The organism is Streptomyces chengmaiensis, from assembly GCF_029846775.1.
In the GTDB taxonomy this organism is placed as follows: Bacteria; Actinomycetota; Actinomycetes; order Streptomycetales; family Streptomycetaceae; genus Streptomyces; species Streptomyces chengmaiensis.
In genome coordinates this window covers 236,956-258,173 of the sequence record NZ_JARWBG010000003.1, presented here as the reverse complement: position 1 = coordinate 258,173, position 21,218 = coordinate 236,956, and the positions used below count along the sequence as shown (strand labels likewise).

15 protein-coding genes are annotated in these 21,218 nt (G+C 72.7%); 2 read left to right on the top strand and 13 right to left on the bottom strand.

Annotated features, from left to right (window positions below; genetic code table 11):
- Positions 1-22 precede the first annotated feature (22 nt).
- From QCN29_RS04450 to QCN29_RS04440, 3 genes are read right to left on the bottom strand one after another with little or no spacing between them, the layout of a single operon-like run.
- Complete coding sequence (locus QCN29_RS04450) at positions 23-2,002, bottom strand: AMP-binding protein (RefSeq protein WP_279926348.1); 1,980 nt, start codon at positions 2,000-2,002, stop codon at positions 23-25.
- On the bottom strand, positions 2,002-3,174 hold the full coding sequence (locus QCN29_RS04445; RefSeq protein ID WP_279926347.1) for a thiolase family protein: 1,173 nt from the start codon (positions 3,172-3,174) through the stop codon (positions 2,002-2,004). Before QCN29_RS04445 ends, QCN29_RS04450 begins: the two co-directional genes overlap by 1 nt.
- A complete protein-coding gene (locus QCN29_RS04440; RefSeq protein ID WP_279926345.1) occupies positions 3,174-4,580 on the bottom strand; it encodes an MFS transporter in 1,407 nt (468 codons plus the stop codon). The genes QCN29_RS04445 and QCN29_RS04440 overlap by 1 nt, the downstream gene beginning before the upstream one ends.
- Positions 4,581-4,707: 127 nt before the next feature.
- On the opposite strand from QCN29_RS04440, the gene QCN29_RS04435 reads away from it, so the two are divergent.
- Positions 4,708-5,325 carry a TetR/AcrR family transcriptional regulator gene (locus QCN29_RS04435; protein WP_279926344.1) on the top strand — a complete coding sequence of 206 codons (618 nt, stop codon included), beginning with the start codon at positions 4,708-4,710 and terminating at the stop codon, positions 5,323-5,325.
- A 109-nt stretch (positions 5,326-5,434) separates the two neighbouring features.
- On the opposite strand, the gene QCN29_RS04430 is transcribed toward QCN29_RS04435, so the two are convergent.
- Complete coding sequence (locus tag QCN29_RS04430) at positions 5,435-8,674, bottom strand: AAA family ATPase (RefSeq protein WP_279926343.1); 3,240 nt, start codon at positions 8,672-8,674, stop codon at positions 5,435-5,437.
- Between the two features lie 185 nt (positions 8,675-8,859).
- Entirely contained in the window at positions 8,860-10,674 is a 1,815-nt protein-coding gene (locus QCN29_RS04425; RefSeq protein WP_279926342.1) for a S8 family peptidase, read from the bottom strand.
- A 488-nt stretch (positions 10,675-11,162) separates the two neighbouring features.
- Between QCN29_RS04425 and QCN29_RS04420 the strand changes: the two genes are divergently transcribed.
- The gene (locus QCN29_RS04420) at positions 11,163-11,951 is read left to right on the top strand and encodes a VOC family protein (protein WP_279926341.1); all 789 of its coding nucleotides are present in this window, start codon (positions 11,163-11,165) and stop codon (positions 11,949-11,951) included.
- A gap of 196 nt (positions 11,952-12,147) precedes the next feature.
- Here the strand turns inward: QCN29_RS04420 and QCN29_RS04415 are convergent, their stop codons facing one another.
- The 8 genes from QCN29_RS04415 to QCN29_RS04375 form a co-directional block, all read right to left on the bottom strand.
- Complete coding sequence (locus tag QCN29_RS04415; protein WP_279926340.1) at positions 12,148-14,151, bottom strand: ABC transporter ATP-binding protein; 2,004 nt, start codon at positions 14,149-14,151, stop codon at positions 12,148-12,150.
- A gap of 152 nt (positions 14,152-14,303) precedes the next feature.
- The gene (locus tag QCN29_RS04410; RefSeq protein WP_240135757.1) at positions 14,304-14,726 is read right to left on the bottom strand and encodes a DUF350 domain-containing protein; all 423 of its coding nucleotides are present in this window, start codon (positions 14,724-14,726) and stop codon (positions 14,304-14,306) included.
- Between the two features lie 389 nt (positions 14,727-15,115).
- Positions 15,116-15,994, bottom strand: a complete 879-nt coding sequence (locus QCN29_RS04405; protein WP_398859112.1) for a carbohydrate ABC transporter permease — start codon at positions 15,992-15,994, stop codon at positions 15,116-15,118.
- Entirely contained in the window at positions 15,991-16,947 is a 957-nt protein-coding gene (locus QCN29_RS04400; RefSeq protein ID WP_279926339.1) for a carbohydrate ABC transporter permease, read from the bottom strand. Before QCN29_RS04400 ends, QCN29_RS04405 begins: the two co-directional genes overlap by 4 nt.
- Positions 16,948-16,971: 24 nt before the next feature.
- Positions 16,972-18,354 (bottom strand): ABC transporter substrate-binding protein, encoded by a 1,383-nt coding sequence (locus QCN29_RS04395; RefSeq protein ID WP_279926338.1) that lies wholly within the window; start codon positions 18,352-18,354, stop codon positions 16,972-16,974.
- 15 nt (positions 18,355-18,369) lie between these two features.
- Complete coding sequence (locus QCN29_RS04390; protein WP_279926337.1) at positions 18,370-19,353, bottom strand: sugar-binding transcriptional regulator; 984 nt, start codon at positions 19,351-19,353, stop codon at positions 18,370-18,372.
- A 9-nt stretch (positions 19,354-19,362) separates the two neighbouring features.
- The gene (locus QCN29_RS04385; protein ID WP_279926336.1) at positions 19,363-19,845 is read right to left on the bottom strand and encodes an ATP-binding protein; all 483 of its coding nucleotides are present in this window, start codon (positions 19,843-19,845) and stop codon (positions 19,363-19,365) included.
- 401 nt (positions 19,846-20,246) lie between these two features.
- Positions 20,247-21,194 (bottom strand): methionyl-tRNA formyltransferase, encoded by a 948-nt coding sequence (locus QCN29_RS04375; RefSeq protein ID WP_279926335.1) that lies wholly within the window; start codon positions 21,192-21,194, stop codon positions 20,247-20,249.
- Positions 21,195-21,218: the final 24 nt, after the last annotated feature.

Below are 21,218 nucleotides of genomic sequence, written 5' to 3'. Positions count from 1 at the left end.
TCCCCTCTTGGTGTGGCTCGGTTCATCTGGGCTGCGAACGCACCGCGGCGAGGATCGCGTCCATGACGCGGGCATCGACGAGCGCGGACAGGTCGCCGGGCGGGTCGCCGCTGATCAGGTCGCTGATCAGACGGCGCATCACCTTGCCGTTGCGTGTCCTGGGCAGGCCCGGAACGGCCACCACACGGCTGGGCCGGAAGGCCGGGCCGAGGGCCGCCGCCACCCGTTCGCGTATGCGTGCCGACTCCGCCTCGGCGAGGGGCCCTTCCCGGGTCACGACGAAGCACCAGAGCGACTCGCCCTTGACCGGGTGCGGCACGCCCACCGCGGCCGCCTCCACGACGCGGGGGTGGCCGAGTACCGCCTGCTCCACCTCGGCGGGGCCCAGGCGTTTGCCCGCGACCTTGATGACGTCGTCCATACGGCCGTGTACGAACCACTCGTCGCCGACGCCAGAGGCGAGGTCCCCGTGGGACCACAGGCCCGGCCGCCGCCGAAAGTAGGTGTGGGCGAACCGCCCCGGGGCACGCCACAGGCCCCGGGTCATGCCGGGCCAGGACTGCCTGACGACCAGTTCGCCCTTCTCGCCTTCGGCGGCCGGCTCGCCTGCGGCGTCCACGATCGCGGCGTCGACGCCCAGGCAGGGTCCGGAGAAGCTGCACGGGGACTGCGGCAGGGTGGGCGCCGAGCCCAGCAGGGAACCGCCGACCTCGGTGCCGCCGCTGATGTTGATGACGGGGCACCGTTTGCCGCCGAACTCCGCGGAGTACCAGTGCCAGGCGTCCTCGGTCCACGGCTCGCCCGTGGAGCCGAGGATGCGCACGCGGCGCGGCGCGGCGGCGTCCGGCAGCGGGCGGCCCATCAGGGACCGCGACAGGCTGGGGGAGCTGCCGAAGACGGTGACGGCGTGGTCCTCCAGCAGCCGCCACAGCCGGGTGGGCTCAGGGTGGTCGATCGCGCCGTCGTACGCGAGGACGCTCGCGCACGCCAGCGTGCTGCCCACGGCGACGAGCGGGAACATCACCCAGCCCGGGTCGGTGACCCAGAACACCACGTCGCCGGGTCTGACGTCGAGGTTGTAGCGGACCTCGGAGCCGACCTGCACCGGGAACCCGCCGTGGGTGTGCACGGCTCCCTTGGGCCGGCCCGTGGTGCCGGAGGTGTGCAGCAGCAGAAACGGCGCGGCGGCGGGGAGAGACACCCGGGGACACGGCGGTGACGCGGTGAGCTCCTCCCAGCGCACGGTCTCCGGCCGGGGTGCGGCCCGGCCGGAGACCGGCCTGACTCCACCCGGGCTTTCCGGGAGGCTTTCCGCGCCGTCGCGGCCGACGACGACGAGATGCCTGACCGTGTTCGCCTCGGCGGCGGCCCGGCGGGCGATCGCCGCCATGTCGTGCCGTACGCCGCGCCGCGCGGTGGCGTCGGCGGTGACGAGCACCTTGGCCCGGGCGTCGGCCAGCCGCTCTGCCAGCGCGTCGACGCCGAAACCGGAGAACATCGGCACCAGCACCGCGCCCATGTGCGCGCAGGCGAAGAGCAGTTCGAACGCCTCGCGCCCCGGCGGCAGGTAGGCGCCGACCCGGTCGCCCACGCCGATGTGCAGCGCCCGCAGCCCCGAGGCGATCCTGGCGCAGCGCTCGGCCAGCTGCCGGTAGTCGAGGAGCCCTCCGGTCCCGTCCTCGGTCTCCCAGCGGAAGGCGATCGAGTCGCCGCGGCCCTCGCTGATGTGGCGTTCCAGACAGGAGTCCACCAGATTGGTGCGGCCGCCCGGGAACCAGCGGGTGGTCGCGATGCGGCGGTCCTCGCCGCGGATCCGGAGCGGCGGGACATCCCAGACGACGCCGATGTCCCGCATGGCGTGCGTCCAGAACCAGTCCGGGTCGGCGACGGAGCGCCGCTGCAGTTCGCGATAGCCGTCGACGCCGAGTTTCCGGCACAGCACGGCGACGTTGCTGTGCTCCAGCAGCTCCTGCGTCGGATGCCAGGCGTGGTCGGGCGTCATCAGCGGCCGTCCGGGTTCTCGATCAGGGCGGCGATGCCCTGGCCGCCGCCGATGCACATGGCGACCACGCCGAACCGGCCGCCGGTGCGGTGCAGTTCATACGCGGCCTTGAGCAGCAGGATCACGCCGGTCGCCCCGATGGGGTGGCCCAGCGCGATGGCGCCGCCATTGGGATTGACCACGGCGGGGTCGAGTTCGAGGTCGTCCATGACGGCCAGCACCTGGGCCGCGAACGCCTCGTTGAGTTCGATCACATCGATGTCGTCGGGGCTCAGTCCGCTGCGCCGCAGCAGGCTCCGGATCGCCCCGGCGGGCGCGAACCCCATGATCTCCGGCTCCAGAGCGGTCACCGCCACGTCGCGCAGCCGGCACAGGGGAGTGACGCCCGGGCTCATCGCCGTACCGCGCTGCAGCACGACGGCTGCCGCGCCGTCGTTGACGCCCGACGAGTTTCCCGCGGTGATCGTGCCGTCTGCGGCGAAGGCGGGCTTGAGCGTGGCGAGGATCTCCACGGTCGTTCCCGGGCGGGGGTGTTCGTCGCGCTCCACTGCGCCGTCCGGAGTGATCACGGGCACGATCTGGCCGCTGAACCTGCCCTGCTCCATGGCCGCGGCGGCGCGCCGCTGGCTCTCGGCGGCCCAGGCGTCCTGCCGGATCCGGGAGACGCCGAACCGGTCCGCCACGATCTGGCCCGTCGTCCCCATCGGATAGCAGCCGAACGGGTCCCAGGTCAGCGATGCGGTGCCGTCGATCCGGGCGGCGCCCTTCAGCTCGTCGGGCGCGCGCTCGCCGTAGTCGAGCAGCGGCTGACGGGTCATCGACTCGTTGCCGCCCGCCACCGCGGTCTCGGCCCCGCCCAGGGCCAGGCTCTGTGCGGCCGACCACACCGCCTGCAGCCCGGAGCCGCACAGCCGGTTGACGTTGTAGGCGGGCACCTGGACCGGCAGTCCGGCGGCCAGCGCCGCCCGCCGGGCGTTGAACGCCTCCGGGCCGACCTGACCCACGCACCCCATGACGACTTCGCCGACGCTGTGCGGATCGACGCGGGCGCGGATGAGCGCCTCCTGGACGGCGAGCGCGCCCAGCCGGTGGGCGGGCAGCGAGCGCAGCGCGCCGTTGTAGCGGCCGACGGGGGTGCGGGCACCCTGGACGACGGCGATGTCGGAGAGCATCAGCACTCACTCCTTCGTGGCGGGGAGAGCGGGGAGGCGGCCGCCCGCCGGAGAGCGGCGGCGTCGCGGTCCGGGCGGATCAGCAGCGCCGAGACGACCGCGCCCGCGATCAGCAGCCAGGCCGCGACGTCGAAGGCGTGGGCGTATCCGGCGGCTTCGTGCGGCGCGGCGTCGATGATCCGTCCGGTCACATAGGGGGCGAGCAGGCTGGAGAGCGCGGCGGCGGCGTAGGAGAGCCCCAAGGCGGCGCTGCTCCGCGCCGGCGGGCAGACGTCCGCGATGGCCGCCTGGGTCAGCGGGGTCTGCCCGTTGCCCGCGGAGAACGCGATGACGACCAGCGGCAGCAGCAGCGCGGCCGCTGTGACGCGGGTGGTGAGCAGCAGACACAGCCCTGCGGCGAGCGGCAGCAGCGCGCCGACGAGGCCCTGGGCGAGCCGTGCGGTCGCGCCGCGCCGCAGCAGCCGCTGGGCGACGGCGCCCGCGGTCAGCACCAGGACGGCCATGGACAGGGCGGGCAGTCCGATGATTCCGCCGATGGCCGCGTCGCTGAAGCCCGCCTGCTCCTCCAGGAAGAGCGGCAGCCAGGCGAAGCCGAGCGCCAGGGTCCACATCACGGCGAAGCCGGAGAAGGTGGCGCCCAGCCAGGTTCCGGTGGTGACGATCCGCCAGAGTCCGACGTCGGTCGCCCGGCCGGTCGCCTGGCCGGCGCCCGCGACGGCGTCGCTGCCGGTTCCGGCGGCGGTGTCTTCGGCGGTGTCTTCGGCGGGCGCGGGCCCGGCGACGTCGAGGGAGCCCGTGTAGGGCCCGCTGCCGCCGACCCTCAGCCAGAGGAGCGTCCAGACGACGCCGACTGCGCCGAGCAGGCCGAACGCGGCCCGCCAGCCAAGGGTGTTGCTCACCAGGATCACCAGGGGGGCGGCCACGACCGTGCCGCCCGCGGCCCCGGCCATCACCACGGCCGAGGGGAGTGCCCGCTCACGCTCGGGGAACCAGGTGAAGGCGGTGTGGTTGGCGAGTGGATAGCCCGGACCCTCGCCCGCGCCGAGCACCACCCGGGTGGCCACCAGAGCCCCGAACCCGGCGGCCGGCAGCAGGATCGGCAGCTGGGCCGCGGCCCACACCAGTGCGAGCGCCGCGAGCAGCGGACGGGCGCGGATCCGGTCGCCGAGGAGGCCGACCAGCACCGCCGAGACGCTGAACAGCAGGTAGAAGCTGCTGGCGATGGTGCCGAACTCGGTGGCGCTCAGCCCCAGATCGTCCTTGATGGGATCGGCGGTCAGCCCCAGCACGGCCTTGTCCGCGGCGTTGATCACGATGAACAGCGCCAGGACGACCAGGACGACCCGGGCCCGGTGCGGCGGCACCTTCGCGGCGTCCGTACGAGCGGCGGCGGGCTCGATCCTCATGGTGTCACCGGCCCCTCGGCAGACCCCGACAAGAACGGAACGGTACCGTTCCGCATTCCTTGGCCGGGAAAGCTACACCCGGGAACAACGAAACGCAACGGTTCCGTTCCGTGTTACTCTCTGGATCATGGCCATGCGCAGCGAGACCTCGCCCAGCCGGCGGCCCGCGGGCTCCGCGGTCCTGCGGGAGTCGGTCACCGTGACGATCAGACACGCCGTCTTCGAGGAACTCGCCGAGTCCGGCTACGCCCGCATGTCCATGGAGGCGGTGACCCGCCGAGCCGGCGTCGGCAAGGCGGCCCTCTACCGCCGCTGGCCCTCGAAGGAGGCCATGGTGCTCGACCTGGTCTCCGAGGTGGCGGAGGAACACCTGCCCACCACGGAGGACTCCGGATCGCTGCACGGCGACATCGAGCGCTTCATCAGGGACGCCATGGACGCACTCCGGCATCCCCTCGTCGCCCGAATCGTCCCCGACCTGCTCGCCGAGTCGACGCGCAACGGCCGGCTGGGCAAGAGCCTGCACGAGTCGGTCATCGTGCCCCGCAGAGTGGCGGTGGCGACCGTGCTGCGCCGCGCCGTGCACCGCGGCGAACTGCCCGCCGACATCGATCTGAGCCTGGCCATCGATCTGTTCGGCGCGCCCCTGTACTTCCGTGTGTTCGCCGCGGGAGGGGCCACCGACGACGCCTATGTCACCCGCCTGGCCAACGCCGTCCTCGCCGGAGTGAACGCCAGCCGCTGACCGCCCAGGACCGGCCGCCGCCCGCCCAGGACCGGCCGCCGACCCTCGGCCGGCCCCCCGAGCCCTGCGTCGGGCGCAAGAGGAGCGCGGGGGCCCCGGTGCAGAACAACTAGCCCGGGACCGGCGTGGCACGCGGCGCCGCGCGCCCCCCGGGCCGGGCGCTCAGCGCCGTAGCCAGCTGTGCACGGGAGCGTACGTCCAGCTTCTGGTAGATCCGGGTGAGCCGGGCCTCCACCGTCTTCACGCTCAGGTACAGCCGGGCCGCCGCCTCCTGGTTGCTCGCCCCCTGGCCGACCAGCTGCGCCAGCCGCAACTCGGCCTCGGTCAGCAGCGACAGCGCGCTGCCGTCCGCGGACGCGGCGGCCTCGGCGCGGGCCGCCCGCGAAGGACGCGACGGGCCCTCCGCGGCCAGCTCCAGCCAGGGCGCGGCCCCCGCCCGCTCGAAGACCCCGGCCGCCGACTGCAGCGCCTGCTGCGCGGCCGACCGCCGCCGCCGGCGCCGCTCCACCCGGGCCAGCGCGATCAGACAGCGCCCCTGCTCCAGCGGCAGGCCGTGCGCGGCGAACTTCTCCGCAGTCCCCGCCAGCATCCCGGCTGCCTCCTGGGGCTTGCCGCCCGCCGCCAGACACAGCGCGTACACCCGGTCGAAGCCCAGCAGCACCGTCCTACGGCCCAGCCGTTCGGCCACCGGGCCGACGTCCGCGAGCAGTTCCTCGGCCTCCTGGAGGGCGTCGTTCGCCAGCAGCGCCTCCGCCAGCTCCTCGTGCCAGCGCAGCATCGACGGGTCGGCGGTCCCATGGGCGCTCTCTCCCTCCTGCACCCGGCGCAGCGTCTCCAAAGCGCCGGCCACATCCCCCACCGCCAACTGCACCCGGCCCAGCGCGTACAGACTGCGGGAGAGAAAGACATGGTCGCCCTCCTCCTCCGACGCCTGGGCGCTGCGCCGGGCGTAGCTCGCGGCGCGGGCGAAGCTGCCGCCCGCGGTCTCGGCCACCGCCAGTGCGAACCACGCGGGCCCCGGCGACAGGCCGGCCTCCAGGGTCAGCGCCAGCGACCGCCCGGCGTGGGACAGCGCCGCCGTGCAGTGGCCGCGCCGCGACTCCACCTCGGCCAGTGTGCGGAACAGCTCGATGGAGTCCTCCACCGGGCCGCGCCGCTCCACCAGCGGCAGCAGCGCGTGCAGCCGGTCGCGGGCGTCGTCCAGACGGTCGTCGAACAGGGCATGACGGATGGTCAGGATCTGGGCCGTGTTGCGGATGCCGAGCGGTCGGTCCGCCATCTCCAGCGCACGCGCCTCGGTGAGCGTCTCCTCGGCCTCCGGCGCGCCGAGCACCCGGTCCATCCGGGCCTGCTGCGTCAGCGCCTGCGCGGCGGTGTGCCGGTCGCCCGCGGAGGACGCGAGCCGGGCGGACTCCACGGCGGCGGACCGCGAACGCACCGGATCCCCGTCCGCCAGCACGTACTTGATCGCGAGCCGCAGCAGCACCGCCGCACGCAGCCCGGGATCGCCCTCGGAGTCCTCCATCGCGTGCACATAGAGCTCGTCGAGATCCGTCAGCCCCTGCCCCGCCGTGTCCAGCACGGCGAGCCGTGCGCGCACCCGGTCTGCGGGCTCGGCGTCGCGGGCCAGCAGATCGCCGGCCGCGCGCAGCGCCAGATCGGCGCGCGCGGCGCGTGCGGCCTCCTGCGCGGCGTCCGCCAGCCGGGTCAGCCGCCGGCCGGCCGGCAGGCCCGGCGTCGACACGGCGGCGAGGAGGGCCAGTTCGGCGGCCAGCGTGCTGTTGCCGAGCCGGCGCGCCGTCCGCGCGGCCTCGGCGACCTCCGCGGCGAGCTGCTCGTCGGGGGCGTCGGCGGCCAGCGCCCGGTGCCGTACGGCCTCCACCGGGTCGTCCGCCACGGTGGCCAGCGCCGCATGGCCCTCGCTGCGCGCCGTCCAGCTTGTGTCGTGGACGAGCGTCGAGGGCAGCAGACCGGCGGTGAACGCCACCGTTCCGTCCTCCGCCAGCGTGACCAGACCGGCCCGCTCCGCGGCGGCCAGCTCCGCCTCGGCGTCCGGGCGTCCGGCCCGCCGGATCAGCGATGCAGTCGGCCGCAGCGCGAGCGCGGCGAGCAGCAGCGAGGCCCGTACGGAAGGGCAGGCGGCCGCCAGCATCCGGCGCGCCAGATCCCGGGCGCGCCCGGACAACGGCAGCGCCTCCGCGTGGTGTACGGGTGTCGTGGCGTCCGCGAGGGACCGGCCGACGGCCAGCGCGAGCCGCGGATTGCCGCCGCTGGCGCGGTGGATGCGGCCCGCCATCCGGGAGGGCAGCCGGTGGTGGACGAGGAGTTCGGCGATCTCGTCGGCGTGCAGGGGCGGCACCAGCAGCACATCGGCCTCGGACGGCACCCACAGGGGGAGCCCTCCGGAGTCCACGGCCGCTGGCGTCGTATGGGGTCCCGCCGGGAGGGCGCCGTACGCCGGGTACGCGCGGTCGCCGCCCGGCGTCGGCCCGGGCGGCGGGCCTTCGGTCGGCTCAGCCGCATCCCCTGTGCGGAGCGGGCTCAAACCCGCGGCCGGACCGTCGCCTCCGCCGTCGGGCGCATGGGGGACATCGCGCCCCACATGCGTACCGGGCAGGTCCTCTTCCTCGGCGCGGCGCCGGGGAGACTCCTGTCGGCTCGCGTTCCCGGGCGGCCGGCCGCCGCCGTCCGCCGCTCCGCCCCGTCCCGGCGCGGCCTCGGCGCCGTGTGTCCTCGGGGGGTCCGGTCGCCGGCCGCCGACCGGCGGAGCCAGGGGCGTGGCGGACTCCGCGAGCGGCGCCGGGGCGTACGGCGCGGGGGTCTCCACGGTGAGCACACGCAGTTCCGGCGGGGCGAGACGGAGCGCGAAGCGCAGCAGGTCCGCGCTGTCCGCGTCGATGAGCTGGACGTCGTCGACGACGAGCAGCACGGGACCGTGAGCGGCGAGGGTGCGCAGGATGTGCGCGACACCCAGCCGCAGCGCGATCGGGTCCCAGCCAGTCTCGGGGGCCTCGGCCTCCCGGCAGAGCACCGAGACCGCGGTCCGCTGCGGCTCCGGCAGCCCGTCCAGCGCGAAGGAGGGCACGGAGGCGACGAGCGCGGCGGCGGCCGCGCCGGGTATACGGCGGTCCGCCGGCTGCGGGGCCAGCCACAGCACGGTGTCGCCCAGCGCGCCGGCGCGCGCCGCGGCGGCCTGGGCGACCTCGGTCTTGCCGACGCCTGCCGCCCCGGTGAGCAGGGCGCGCCCCCGCCTGCGCAGCACACCCGTGAGGCGGTCGAGGAGGTCGGCCCGCCCGACGGGCGTGGCGCGCCCCGCTGTCGGCTTCACCCTGCCCACCCCCTCCGGCATGCGCGGACCCCCTGCCCCCGCGAGTTGAGCAGAGGATACGAACTCGGCCAGCGGAATCCAGGCCCCTTGTCCGCCATGTGGACAGCAGGGGGCTTCGGGCCCCCCGGCAGCGGGACGGGGCGCGCCCGCGGCGAACAGCCGCTGACACGCCCCTGACCAGCACTGATGTCAAGTTTCCCGGTCGGTCAGAAGGTGAGGCTCCAGGCGTCGATGTAGCCGGTGTCACCCCGGTACACATCGCGGACCTGCAGCTGCCAGACGCCGGCCGCGAGCTCCGAGGAGGCGTCGACCGTGTATGTGCCGAGCACATCGTCGGCCGAGTCGCTGCCGCTGGAGTTCTTCAGCCGGTACGCGCTGCCGTCGGGGGCGATGAGGTCGATGACCAGGTCGCCGCGGTAGGTGTGCACGATGTCCACCCCGACCTTCAGGTCGGACGGCGCGTTGCCGGTCACCCCGGTCACCGAGAGCGAGGACACGGAGGTGGAGTTGTCCGAGATGGTGACGTTCGAGGTGTTGCTGAAGGTGCCGCCCCCACCGCCGCCGGGCGTGCCGCCCGTGACAGCCTCGACGGTCTTCGCGGCGTCGGCGATGCCCACGCCGCAGCCGCCGGAGCAGCTGCCGGGCACCGGACGGGCGTTGTCCTTCATGGCGGTCTCGATCTCGGCCGGGGTCAGCGAGGAGTCGGCCGACTTCAGCAGCGCGGCGAGACCGGCGATGTGCGGGGCCGCCATGGAGGTGCCCATGTACGGCTCGTAGTTCTCCGAGGACCGGGTGGTCGCACCGGAGTTCAGCGTCGAGAGGATGCCGTTCTCGGGGGTGGTGACGGTGCCCGGGGTGTCGGTGGCGCGCCGGGTCTCGCCGCCCGGGGCGGAGATGTCGATGCCGCTGCCGTAGTTCGAGTAGAAGGAACGGTTGCCCTCACGGCTGGTGGCCGCCACGTTGATCACGTTCGCGCAGTTGGCGGGCGTGAAGCCGGACACGTCGGCGTTGCTGTTGCCGGCCGCGACGACGACGGTCGTACCGCGCGAGACCGCGCCGTTGATGGCGTTGCGGTAGACGCTCGGGCAGGTCGAACTGGCGCCGCCGAGGCTGAGGTTGATCACCTGGGACGGGTTGGGGTTGGCCGGGACGCCGGGCACGGAGCCGCCCGACGCCCAGGTGATGGCGTCGGCGATGTCCGAGGATGCGCCGCCGCACTTGCCGAGCACCCGAACATGCTGGACCTTCGCCCCGTAGGCGACGCCGGCCACGCCCTTGTTGTTGTTCGCGGCCGCGGCGACGGTGCCCGCGACATGCGTGCCGTGCCAGGACGAGTCGCCGGCCTTTGAGCCGAAGTAGCACTCGTTGTCGGTGGCGTTCCAGTCGCCCTCGTCCGTCGGGTCGCCGTCCCTGCCGTTGCCGTCACGAGCGTCGGCGGAGTCGGAGATGAAGTCGTAGCCGGACACGGTGTTCGCGCTGAGATCGCTGTGCCCGGCGTAACCGGTGTCGATGACGGCGACGGTGACGCCGCTGCCCGTGGTGGTGTCCCACGCGCCGGGCACGTTCATGCCGCCGGTGGACTCGAAGAAGTCCCACTGCTTGGCGTAGTCCGTGTCGTTCGGGGTCACGGCCATGGGGAAGGCGCGGATGTCGGGCTCGACGGACGCGACGGCCGGGTCGTCGCGGAAGGCGTCCATGACCTCCGTGACGTCCTTGGCGTCGGCGCCGCCGCCGAGGTCGACCAGCGCGCCGCCGCCGGCCAGCCGGCGTTCAAAGGACAGCTTCTCGCCGGTCTTCCTGCCCTTCTCGGCGGCGTCGGTCTTCGCCGCGGAGTTCGAAGTCGCCTCGGCGGTCCGTGACTTGTAGGTCACGATGACCTTCTCCACGGGCGCGGCGTCGGGCGCGTCCTGGGCCATGGACTGGGCAGCGGGGGCGACGGGCCGGTCGGAGGGGCCCGCCTGTGCGGCGACGGCCGCGGACGAGGTGGCGGTCACGCCGAGGATCGTGGCGGCAGCGGCCACGACGGATATGAGTCTCCGCCTGGAACCGTTCAAGGTGATCCCTTTCAGGGCGGCTCCGGCGACTCCCGGAGCGGCTGACGGGTCGGAGCGCGAAGCGGGCGGCGCGGGGACTGCGGTGCTTCGTGGGGGTCGCAGTCCGCAGTCCCCTGGGGCCGGGTACGCCCGTGCGCCGCCGCCGGCGCGACGGCCCCCCGTACGGGGCCGTCACCGGTCGGAAACCCGTGCGTTACATGCACCTGACAGTCAGGAGTCAGCAGGGGGAACCGCCGGTGCGGGAGACAGTAGGGAAACCGCGGAGGAAGCCGATACGGGGAAAACCCTTGTCACTGCTCAGGGGCGGAAGGGTCGGCTCGAGGGAGGGGCCTGTCCGGGGGAGGGACCGCGGTGTCGGCCCGGCCGCTGTCAGTGGCGGGTGCCATTCTGAGCACGACCGATCAACCACGTCGTCACCCCCGTATGTCGGGGGGAGGCGAGGAAGGCAGGTTGCGATGCTGACGACTTCCTATGTCGCGGGCGCACCCAACTGGATCGACCTCGGCACACCGGACGTCGAGGCGGCCGCGGGCTTCTACGAGGCCCTGTTCGGCTGGGAGCTCGAATCCGCGGGCCCGGAGGCAGGAGGGTACGGATTCTTCAAGCTCGACGGGAAGACCGTCGCCGCCGTCGGCCCGCTCACGGAGGAGGGTGCGGGCTCCGCCTGGACGCCGTACTTCCAGACCGCCGACGCCGACGCCACGACCAAGGCGGTCGAACAGGCCGGCGGACGGGTGCGGGTGCAGCCGGACGATGTCTTCACGGCCGGCCGCATGGCCGCGTACACGGACCCGGCCGGCGCGGACTTCGCCGTCTGGCAGCCGCGCGACACCGCGGGCCTGGAGGCGGTCACCGACGTGAACACCCTGTGCTGGCTGGAGCTGTACACCACCAACGCCCCAGCCGCGAAGGACTTCTACCGCTCCGTCTTCTCCTGGGACCTCCAGGACATGGACTTCGGCCCCACGGGCTACACCATCGCCTCTTCGCCCGGCGGCGGTCAGGACGCCTCGCACAGCGGCATCATGCAGCTCGGCCAGGAGAATCTGGACGCCGGTTCCCGCCCCGAGTGGCACCCCTACTTCGAGGTGGCGGACTGTGACGTCGTGTACGCCAGGGCCATTGAGCGGGGCGCGACCACCCTCTTCCCGCCGATGGACGCGCCCGGCGTCGGCCGGATGGCGATGTTCCTCGACCCGTACGGCGCGGTGGTCGGCATCATCAAGAGCGACTCGGGCGCCTGAGGTTCGGCGTCTCCGCCCCAGCCCCCCGTTCCCGGGGGCTTCGCCCCGTACCACCGCGCCTCCGAGGCCGGCGAGGCCGGAATCGGGCGCAGCCCGATTCCAGCCCGTCCGAGCGTGCCTCCCCGTCCGAGCGTGCCTTTGTGGGGATGCCCCCGGACGGAGTCCGGGGAGGCGGCCGCACCCCGTCCCGCAGGCGTCACGCTCCGCCACCCACCTCCCCGCGTCCGTTCTTCTGCGCCGGGACCGCCGCCTTCCCCTCGTGCCCGTACTGCCGGGACTGCGTCAGATACATCCCGCGGAAGACACCCGGCCCATGAGGCCGCATCAGCTCCTCGAAGGTGCCCTGCTCGATCACACGGCCGCGCTCCAGCACATAGATGTCGTCGGCGTGCCGGACGCTGTGCAGGCGATGGGTGATGAGGACGACCGTCTGGCCCTCGGCCGCGAGGTCGCGGATCTGGTCAAACACGCGCTGCTCCGCCTCCGCGTCCAGCGCGCTGGTCGGCTCGTCCACGACCAGGACGGGCGCGTCGCGGTGGCGGGCGCGGGCGATGCCGAGGCGCTGCCACTGGCCGCCGGAGATCTGGTGGCCGCCCTTGTAGCCGCGGGCCAGCAGGGTGTCCCAGCCGAGGGGGAGCGCGGCGACCGTCTCGTCCGCCCCTGCGTAGCGGGCGGCGGCGTCGAGGAGTTCCTCGTCGCTGGGGGCGTCCGGACGGCCGATGGCGACGTTGACCCGGGCGGTGAAGGGCCAGCGGAAGAAGTCCTGCGCGACGACGGCGACCCGGTCGAACAGGGCGGTGCGGTCGGCCTCGGCCGCGTCGACGTCGTCCCACAGGACACGCCCCGAGTCGGGCACGTACAGCCCGCAGAGCAGTTTCACCAGTGTGGACTTGCCGCTGCCGTTGTTGCCGACGAGCGCGACGATCCGTCCCGTGCGGATGGTGACGTCCACACCGCTCAGCGCGGGCTCGTCGCCCGCCGCGCCGGGGTAGGCGAACGAGACGTTCTCGAAGCGGATCGCGCGCACCTTCTCCGGCAGCGGCCGCCCCGCCTCGGGGATGAGCCGGCGGTCCGCCTCCCGGCAGAGCCGGTCGAGGTCGGCGACGAACAGGCTCTCCTCGTAGAGCAGGTTGAGCTGGATGACCAGTCCCTCGAGACTGGCGGAGCCGGTGCGCACGGCGATCACGGCCGTGCCGGCGACGGCCAGGTCCATGCTGCCGGACCACAGCAGCAGACCCAGGGTCAGATAGGTGGCCGCGGCGGTGAGACCGGTCCAGCCGGACGCGATGAGCCCCGTGCGGGCGGCGAGCCGGGCGAGCCGGGTCTGCTCCCGCTCTCCGGTCTCGGCCATGGTGCGGAAGTGCCGCAGCAGAAACGGGCCGATGTTGTGGACCCGCACCTCCGGGGCCGCCTGGGTGTCGATCAGCAGCCGGCCCAGCAGCTGCCCCGCCCGCGCATGCTGCACCCAGGTGTGGAACGAGACATAGCGGCGGCGGGCGATGGTCAGCGAACTCCACGCACTCGGCAGCGTCATGGCGGCCAGCAGCGGCAGCAGAGCGGGGTGGAGCACCGTCAGCACACCCGCGGCGGCGATCAGCGAGATGGCCGCCGTCATCACCGACGTGCAGAACCTGATCATCCGGCGGGCGGACTCCGCGCCCCACTGGGCGGAGTCCAGCAGCTTGTGGAACTCCTCGTCCTCCACCGCCGCCAGCTCGACTCGCGCCACCCGCTCCAGGTACTTCTCGGTGGCGACGCGGAACACCTTGGGCTCCAGCCGGCCGGTCCCCGCGGTGGAGGCGGACTTGAACAGCGCGCCCATCGCCGCCGCTGCGGCGACCAGGCAGAGTGCGGGGACGGCGGCCGCCAGCCGCTCACCCGTCGCCCCGCCGCCCAGCAGCCCGGCCAGCGCCTGATTGACCGCGACGAGCCCCACGGCCTGGGCGAGGCCGCCGCCCAGCTCGGCGCCGGCCACCCAGCGCAGGGCGCGGGCGTCGGCGCGGTGGGCCAGCCGGACCGTGGCGGCGATCAGCCGGGGCATCCGTGCGAGCATCGCCCGCAGGCTCAGCTCGAGGAACGAGCCGTCGTGGTGGTTCCAGCCTCCTTCGTAGCGGAGCGGCCCGCCGAACAGCAGCCGCTCCGACTCGGACACTTCCTGTGGGCCCGCCTGATGGGCGCGGGCGGCCTTCCTGCGCCTCATGCCGGGGTCCGATCGGTTCCCGGGTGAACACGGGCGAGGGTGAGCGCTGGCATCCGGTCTCCTCAGTCGAAGATGAACGGGTCATATGCCAGGCCAACGCCGCGGGCCCGGCGCGATAACGGCGCCGGGCCGAAGGTCGGGCGGTGATTACGTCAGGCGATGGAGGCGGCGACGACGGCGGACACCGCGAGATTGCAGGAGGCGGTCACCCACACCGCCGGGTGCGGTTCCTCGTCGACCAGCGTCGCGCCCAGCTTGCCGGGCGTCAGCAGATCCACCACCCAGAAGGCCACCGCCATCATCGCAAGACCGAGCAGCCCGAACGCGGCGGTCGAGACAAGGCCCTTGCCGAAGTCGTCGTACGTCGTCCAGATGGACATGAACACGATGCCCCCGACGCCGAGCAGCGCCGAACTCAGCAGGATCGCCGCGTTGCGGTTGCGGCGCTCCCAGATCAGCCGGGTCAACCTGCCGGGGGTGAGCACGTCGACGAGGGCCATGCCCAGGATCAGCAGCACCACGCCGAGTGCCCCGTAGGCGCCGGCGCGGCCAAGTCCGCTGACGATATCGGATATATCTTCCATACCAGAGTTCAGTCTCCGTGTCGGAACCAGATGACGCAGGTCAAGAGCGTGCAAAACCTATCGCACAGTGCGCCCGGCCCCGACGGTCCCACCCGGCCCCGTCCGTGAGGGGCATCTCACCCACTGCCGGCACCGCTTGCGCGCCCGCGCCGCGCTGACGGGCATCGGCGAGCAGCCGGACGCAGCGCTGACGCGCAGCCTCCTGCCGTGGGGAGGCCCCGAGGCGCCCGGCAGCCGGTGCGCACCGACGACCTCCGTCGCGAGGTCGGCCCCGGCCGCCGCCCTGAGACAGCCGGCCGCACCGGCCGACGAGAGCGGCGCGGGGCGCAGCCGCAGTCAGCCGGGCCGGGCGGCCGGTTCCGCCGTCAGCGGGTCGGCCGTCATTTGACCGCTCCCAGGGACAGGCCCTGGACCAGTCTGTCCTGGGCGGCGAATCCGGCGGCGAGCACCGGGAGCGACACGGCGACGGCCGCCGCGCACAGCTGAGCGAGGAACAGCCCCTGGCTGGTCACGAATCCGGTCAGGAAGACCGGGGCGGTGGCCGCCCGGACACCGGTGAGCACACGGGCGAACAGCATCTCGTTCCAGCTGAAGATAAAGCAGATCAGCGATGTGGCGGCGATGCCGGGTGCGGCCAGCGGGATGATGACGGAGCGGAAGACGGTGAGCAGTCCCGCGCCGTCGATCGCGGCCGCCTCCAGGATCGACACCGGGATATCCGCGAGGAACGACCGCATCATCCACACGGCGATCGGCAGGTTCATCGCGGTGTAGAGGACGGCCAGCAGCCAGATGTTGTCCAGCAGCCCGAAGTACCTGGCCGCCAGATAGACGGGCAGCAGGCCCGCGACAGCCGGGAGCATCTTGGTGGACAGGAAGAAGAACAGCACGTCGGACGAGCGGCGCACCGGCCTGACCGCCAGCGCGTAGGCGGCCGGGATCGCCAGTGCGAGCACAAGCCCGGTCGACGCGACGGCCGCGATCGCGGAGTTGGCCAGCGTCGGCCAGGGGCTGGCTCCCGTGGAGGCGCCGAAGAACTCCCGGTAGCCGTCGACCGTCAGCTCCGCGGCGACCGAAGGGGGATTTGTCGCGGCGTCGGTCTCGCTGTGGAAGGAGGTCAGGACCATCCAGGCGGCCGGAAGCAGGAAGAACAGCCCCATCGCCCAGGCGGCCAGTCCCCAGAGGGCGTTCGTGTGCCGTCGCAGGAAGCCGGGGCCGCCGGCCGTGCCGCGGGCCCGGCCCGTAGCGCTGCTCTTCATCGCTGCTCCTCTCGCAGGAGTGTGGAGACCAGGCGCAGCGCGAGCGTCGCGATGACGACGGCGCCGAGGACGACCACGACTCCGGCCGCGGACGCCAGGCCGTAGTCATGGCCCTGGTAGAAGGTCCGGTAGATGGTGTACGGCAGATTGGCGGTGCCCAGGCCGCCGGAGGTGATGGTGAAGACCGCGTCGAAGTTCTGCACGATGTAGATCGAGCCCAGCAGTGCGGCCAGCTCCAGATAGGGCCGCAGATGCGGCAGGGTCAGATGGCGGAAGATCTGCCAGGCGTTCGCGCCGTCCACCCGTGCGGCCTCCGCCACCTCGGTGTCGCGGCTCTGCAGGCCGGCGAGCAGGATCAGCATCATGAACGGCGTCCACTGCCAGATCAGGCAGACCGTCACGGAGGCCAGCGGCCATCGGGTGATCCAGTCCGGCTGCGGCGGGTCTGCGGAGCCGAACAGGGACCACACCCAGGTCAGCGTGCCGTTGAGGAGCCCGTACTCGGGGTTGTAGAGCGCGTGCTTCCACAGCAGCGCGGCCGCGACCGGCACGATCAGAAAGGGCGTGATGAAGAAGGTCCGCACCAGCGCACGGCCCGGGAACCTGCGGTCGAGCAGCAGCGCCGCGACCAGTCCGAGCACCAGGCTGACCAGGACCGCTCCGGCCGTGAGCCAGATGGTGGTGAGCACCGACGCGCGCAGGTCCGGGTCGCCGAACACCTCCCGGTAGTTGTCGAACCCGGTGAATCCGCCCTGCCCGGGCCGCAGCGCGTTCCACTCCCAGAAGGAGATCACCAGGGTGGCGGCGAACGGCAGCTGGGTGAAGACCACAAGGAACAGCACGGCGGGCAGCAGGGGGCCGCGCCGTGCCCAGGCGTCCCGCCGCTGCCGGGCTCGCCGGGCCCGGTCGGCGTCCTCGGAGGGTTTCGGTCTGGGTGTGGGGGCAGTGCTCATCGCTGCGCTTTCTCGCGGACCGGCTCAGTCGGTTCGGTACTCGGCGGCGACCCGCTCCGCAAGATCCTGGCCGCGGTCCAGGGCCGCCGCCACCGTGGTGCGGCCCGCGATGGCCGCGGCGATCTCCTGGGAGACCCTGGTCGCCAGGTCGGGGAACTCGGGGATGTCCACGAACTGGATGCCGACGGTCGGGCGCGGCTGCAGCCCGGGATCGCGCGGGTCGGCGCTGACGATGGACTGCTCGGCGATCCGGTAGAAGGAGGACGCCGCCGCCTGGTACTCGGGGTTGGCGTACGTCGAGGCGCGCTTGCCGGCGGGCACTCTCGCCCAGCCCAGCTCCTCGCCGACGAGTTCCTCGTACTGTCTGCCGGAGGCCCAGGAGACGAACGCGGCCGCGGCCTCCTGCCGCTCGCTGGCCGCCTGGATGCCCCAGGCCCAGGAGTACAGCCAGCCGGACGCCTCGGTCCGGTGCACCGGCGCCATCGCATAGCCGACCTTGCCCGCCACCGGCGAGTCCTCGGCCTCCAGCAGCCCGGCGGCGGATGTGGCGTCGTACCACATGGCCGTCCTGCCCTGCTGGAAGCTGCTGAGGCACTCGGCGAACCCGGCCTGTGCGGCTCCCGGCTCGCCGTGCGCGCGGACGAGGTCCACGTACATCGTCGCCGCCTCGGTGAAGCCGTCGCCGTTCACCCGCGCCTGCCAGTCCTTGGTGAACCAGGTGCCGCCGTAGGTGTTGACCACGGTGGTCAGCGGTGCGAAGACCTCGCCCCAGCCGGGCAGGCCGCGCAGGCAGATGCCCTTCATGCCGGGCTCGGCGCCGTCCGCCTCTGCCGCGAGGGCCGCGACCTGCTGCCAGGTCGGCCGTTCCGGCACGCTCAGCCCTTTGGCGGCGAAGACGTCCTTGCGGTACATCAGAAAGGACGACTCGCCGTAGAACGGCTCGGCGTAGAGCTTGCCGTCGTCCCCTCTCAGCCCTTCCTCGATCGGCTCGAGGATGTCGGCCTGGTCAAAGGACGGATCCTTGGCGACGGTGTCGTCGAGGGGCGCCAGCCAGCCGTACTTTCCGTAGAGGGGGGCCTCGAAGTTGCTGATGGACGCCACGTCGTAGACCCCGGCCTGGTTGGCGAACTCCTGGCTGATCTTGTCGCGTACGTCGTTCTCCGGCAGGACCGTGAAATGGACCTCGATGCCCGTCTGCGGGGTGAAGTGGCTCTTCGTCAGCCGCTGCAGATCGGTCATCTGCGGGTTGTTCACCATCAGCACGTTGACCGCGTTCCCGCCGCTGTCCGCCAGGCCGCCGCCCCCGGCCCCGGCGAAGCACCCGGAGAGCAGCAGGGCGGCGCTCGCGATGAACGCGGTGAGCACGGCGGGGAGCCTCGGCCGCGCGGTGCGGGGTTCCGTCCTCATGTGACTCACCCGTCCTCAGGCCAGCAGGCGCTCGGCGACGCCCGTGTCCGTGACGAGGCCGTTGAACAGCCCGGTCCGCAGGGCCGCGGCGGTGGCCTCGGACCTGACGACCCCGTCGGCCAGCAGAATGACCTCGGGTGTCTCGCGCAGCTCGTCAAGGCTGATGGCGAGGATGCGCTCCGTCAGTTCCGGGGCGACGTCCCGCCCTTCCGCGTCGAGCAGATGGCCCGACACCTCGGCGCACGCCCCGCGGAGCCGGTACTCCTCGCGCTCCGCGGCGCTCAGCGCGTCGTAGACGGTGGACAGCCCGGGCCCCCAGGCGCCGACCGTGATGACGGCCTTGGTGATCCGGTCGAAACGGCTGACCGCCTCGACGATGCCCGGCTGGCGGCGCAGCATCCCCGCGGTCGCGGCGTCGGGCAGCAGCAGGGGCGCGTAGACGGGGTAGACGGGGCCCCTCGCCACCGACGCGGCCCGGCGCACCGCCTCCACGGCGTTCGCGTCGACCGGTCGCAGCGGCGTCACCCCGCAGAGCTGTACGACGGAGCACCGGGCCAGTGTGGTCAGCTCCGGGCCGAGCGCCTCGATCTCGGGTCCCCAGATGAGCCCGAGGACGTCGTCGTCCATGACGATCTCGGACAGCAGCCCGGCCGTGACGCTGCCGAGGCGCCGAGTCACCTGGGCCGGGTCGTCGGCGTCCTCGGGGCGGCAGCGGAACACGATGCTGTGGCTGAGACCGTAGCGGGTGCGCAGGGCGTCGGAGAGCTCGTCGTCCAGTTCGGCGGGCAGCCGGACCTCCAGCCGCACCAGTCCGTCGCGCACCGCGGCTTCAAGGGTCCTCGCCACCTTGAAACGGCTCAGGCCGAACTCCTCCGCGATCTCGATCTTGGACTTGCCCTCCAGATAGAACCGCCGTGCCATGGCGGCCGTCTGCACCAGTTCCTCGGGGCCCGGGTGGTGGGCGCGGGCCCCGCGGTTCGGCTTGTCCTGAGCGCTCATGACCACACCTCACCGAGCGGGGCCGGCGGGGGAGCGGGACAGGCTGGCTCGCACCCACTTGCCGCCGTCGGAAGCCAGGCCGCACGCCCAGGACTCGGCCAGCGCCTCGATGATCATCAGTCCGCGGCCGCAGTCGTCGTCCCGGCCTGCGGTGCGCGGGAGGGGCAGGACCGCGGAGCCGTCCCGCACCTCGATGTCCAGGGCGTCGGGGCGGAGCGTCAGCACCAGGGTGATCCGGGGGGCGGGCGTCCGGGCGCCTCCCTGTCCTGCGGAGTCCCGCGCGCCGTGTCGGATCGCGTTCGTCGCCAGTTCGCAGACGACGAGCAGCGCCGGGTCGACGAGGTCGTCCTCGCCCCACCGGCGCAGCCACGTGCGGGTGAAGGCCCGTGCCCGCCGGGCGGAGGGCTCGACGGCCCGCAGCTGGAGCGCGGCAGAGGAGCGTGGTGCTGCAACGGCGCCGGGGATGACAGCGCATTCGATCGCCGTGGTCATTTTCTCGGCCCTTCAGGATGATCCGCCGCACGCTCCGCATCAGGCATAAGGCATAAGGCGAATTCTGCTCATATGAGCATTCCTTTCTCATATGCTCACTCCTCCATTAAAGATCCGCATTTATCAGAGTCAAGGCCTGAAGGGTGGTAAATGAGGAATTTGTTAAAAGATGTGCGTGGAATGCTCAGATGTGCACGATCGGCGCTGATGGGCAGGTCCGGGCCCGGGCCCGGAAACGCCGATGCCCCGGGACCGTCCGGGGCATCGGGGTGCAAGGGGGCTGCGCGCGTCGAGCCCCAAGGCGGCCGCGTCCTCGTCGGCGGCGACCGCTGTGTCGGGGAACAGCCGGCGCAGCGCGGCGAGGCTGCCAGGCGAGAACGCCGGCGGGCAGCAGGCGATGGTCAGGGGCGGCTGGTGAGGTAGCCGCCCATGGAGGTGAAGTACTCGGCCGCGGGCATCTCCCGGCCGTCCTCGGTCCGTACGCGGGTGACGGCCAGGCCGTGGTTGCGGCCGGTGCGGGCGTCGGCGCCTGCGACGATCACCACGCCGTCGCCCTCGCGGTAGAAGATGCGGCCCGGCGTGCCGCCGTAGCGGCCCTGCGACACCACGGCGGAGAGCACCTCCAGGCGCTTGCCCCTGTGGAAGGCGTAGGCGCTCGGATAGGGGGCGGACTGCGCGCGGACCAGCCGCTCCAGGTCCTCGGCCGGCCAGTCCCAGTTGATGCGGATGTCCTCCTCGGACCGCTTGTGGAAGAAGGTGGCCCGCGAGCGGTCCTGCTTGGTGAACTCCGCCTGTCCGGAGGCGATCAGATCGAGCGCTCCGATCGTGACCGGCGCGATCAGGTCGACGGTCTTGTGGAACAGGTCGGTGGCCGTGTCCGTCCCTTCGACGGCGACGGCGCGCTGCATGACGATGTCGCCCGCGTCGAGTTCCTCGTCCATCATGTGCGCGGTGACGCCGACTTCGGGCTCGCCGTTGATGAGCGCCCAGATCAGCGGGGAGAAGCCGGCGTACTTGGGCAGCAGGGAGTCGTGCACATTGAGTGTGCCGTGGCGCGGCAGGCCGTAGATGCGCGGAGGGATCCAGGTGCGCCAGTTGTTGGCCACGATGATGTCGGGGTCGGCCCGCTTGAGGATCTCGAACAGTTCGTCGTCGTCCGGCCGGTTGCGGATGACCACGGGGACGCCGTGCTCCTCGGCCAGGTCGGCGACCGAGTCGCTCCAGATCTTCTCGTATGCGTGCTCGCTCTTGGGGTGGGTCACGACCGTCACCACGTCGTGCTCGGAGTCCAGGAGCGCTTGCAGGGTGCGGTGGCCCCAGGTCTGATAGCCGAACATGACGACCCGCATCGGGTTCCTCCTCTGAAGAGCGAT

Bases quoted from the DNA above. Each gene is read 5' to 3' on its own strand.
- QCN29_RS04395 (WP_279926338.1), bottom strand. From the start codon at position 18,354: ATGAGGACGGAACCCCGCACCGCGCGGCCGAGGCTCCCCGCCGTGCTC.
- QCN29_RS04390 (WP_279926337.1), bottom strand. From the start codon at position 19,353: ATGAGCGCTCAGGACAAGCCGAACCGCGGGGCCCGCGCCCACCACCCG.
- QCN29_RS04400 (WP_279926339.1), bottom strand. From the start codon at position 16,947: ATGAGCACTGCCCCCACACCCAGACCGAAACCCTCCGAGGACGCCGAC.
- QCN29_RS04430 (WP_279926343.1), bottom strand. From the start codon at position 8,674: ATGCCGGAGGGGGTGGGCAGGGTGAAGCCGACAGCGGGGCGCGCCACG.
- QCN29_RS04405 (WP_398859112.1), bottom strand. From the start codon at position 15,994: ATGAAGAGCAGCGCTACGGGCCGGGCCCGCGGCACGGCCGGCGGCCCC.
- QCN29_RS04375 (WP_279926335.1), bottom strand. From the start codon at position 21,194: ATGCGGGTCGTCATGTTCGGCTATCAGACCTGGGGCCACCGCACCCTG.
- QCN29_RS04450 (WP_279926348.1), bottom strand. From the start codon at position 2,002: ATGACGCCCGACCACGCCTGGCATCCGACGCAGGAGCTGCTGGAGCAC.
- QCN29_RS04440 (WP_279926345.1), bottom strand. From the start codon at position 4,580: ATGAGGATCGAGCCCGCCGCCGCTCGTACGGACGCCGCGAAGGTGCCG.
- QCN29_RS04385 (WP_279926336.1), bottom strand. From the start codon at position 19,845: ATGACCACGGCGATCGAATGCGCTGTCATCCCCGGCGCCGTTGCAGCA.
- QCN29_RS04445 (WP_279926347.1), bottom strand. From the start codon at position 3,174: ATGCTCTCCGACATCGCCGTCGTCCAGGGTGCCCGCACCCCCGTCGGC.
- QCN29_RS04420 (WP_279926341.1), top strand. From the start codon at position 11,163: ATGCTGACGACTTCCTATGTCGCGGGCGCACCCAACTGGATCGACCTC.
- QCN29_RS04415 (WP_279926340.1), bottom strand. From the start codon at position 14,151: ATGAGGCGCAGGAAGGCCGCCCGCGCCCATCAGGCGGGCCCACAGGAA.
- QCN29_RS04435 (WP_279926344.1), top strand. From the start codon at position 4,708: ATGGCCATGCGCAGCGAGACCTCGCCCAGCCGGCGGCCCGCGGGCTCC.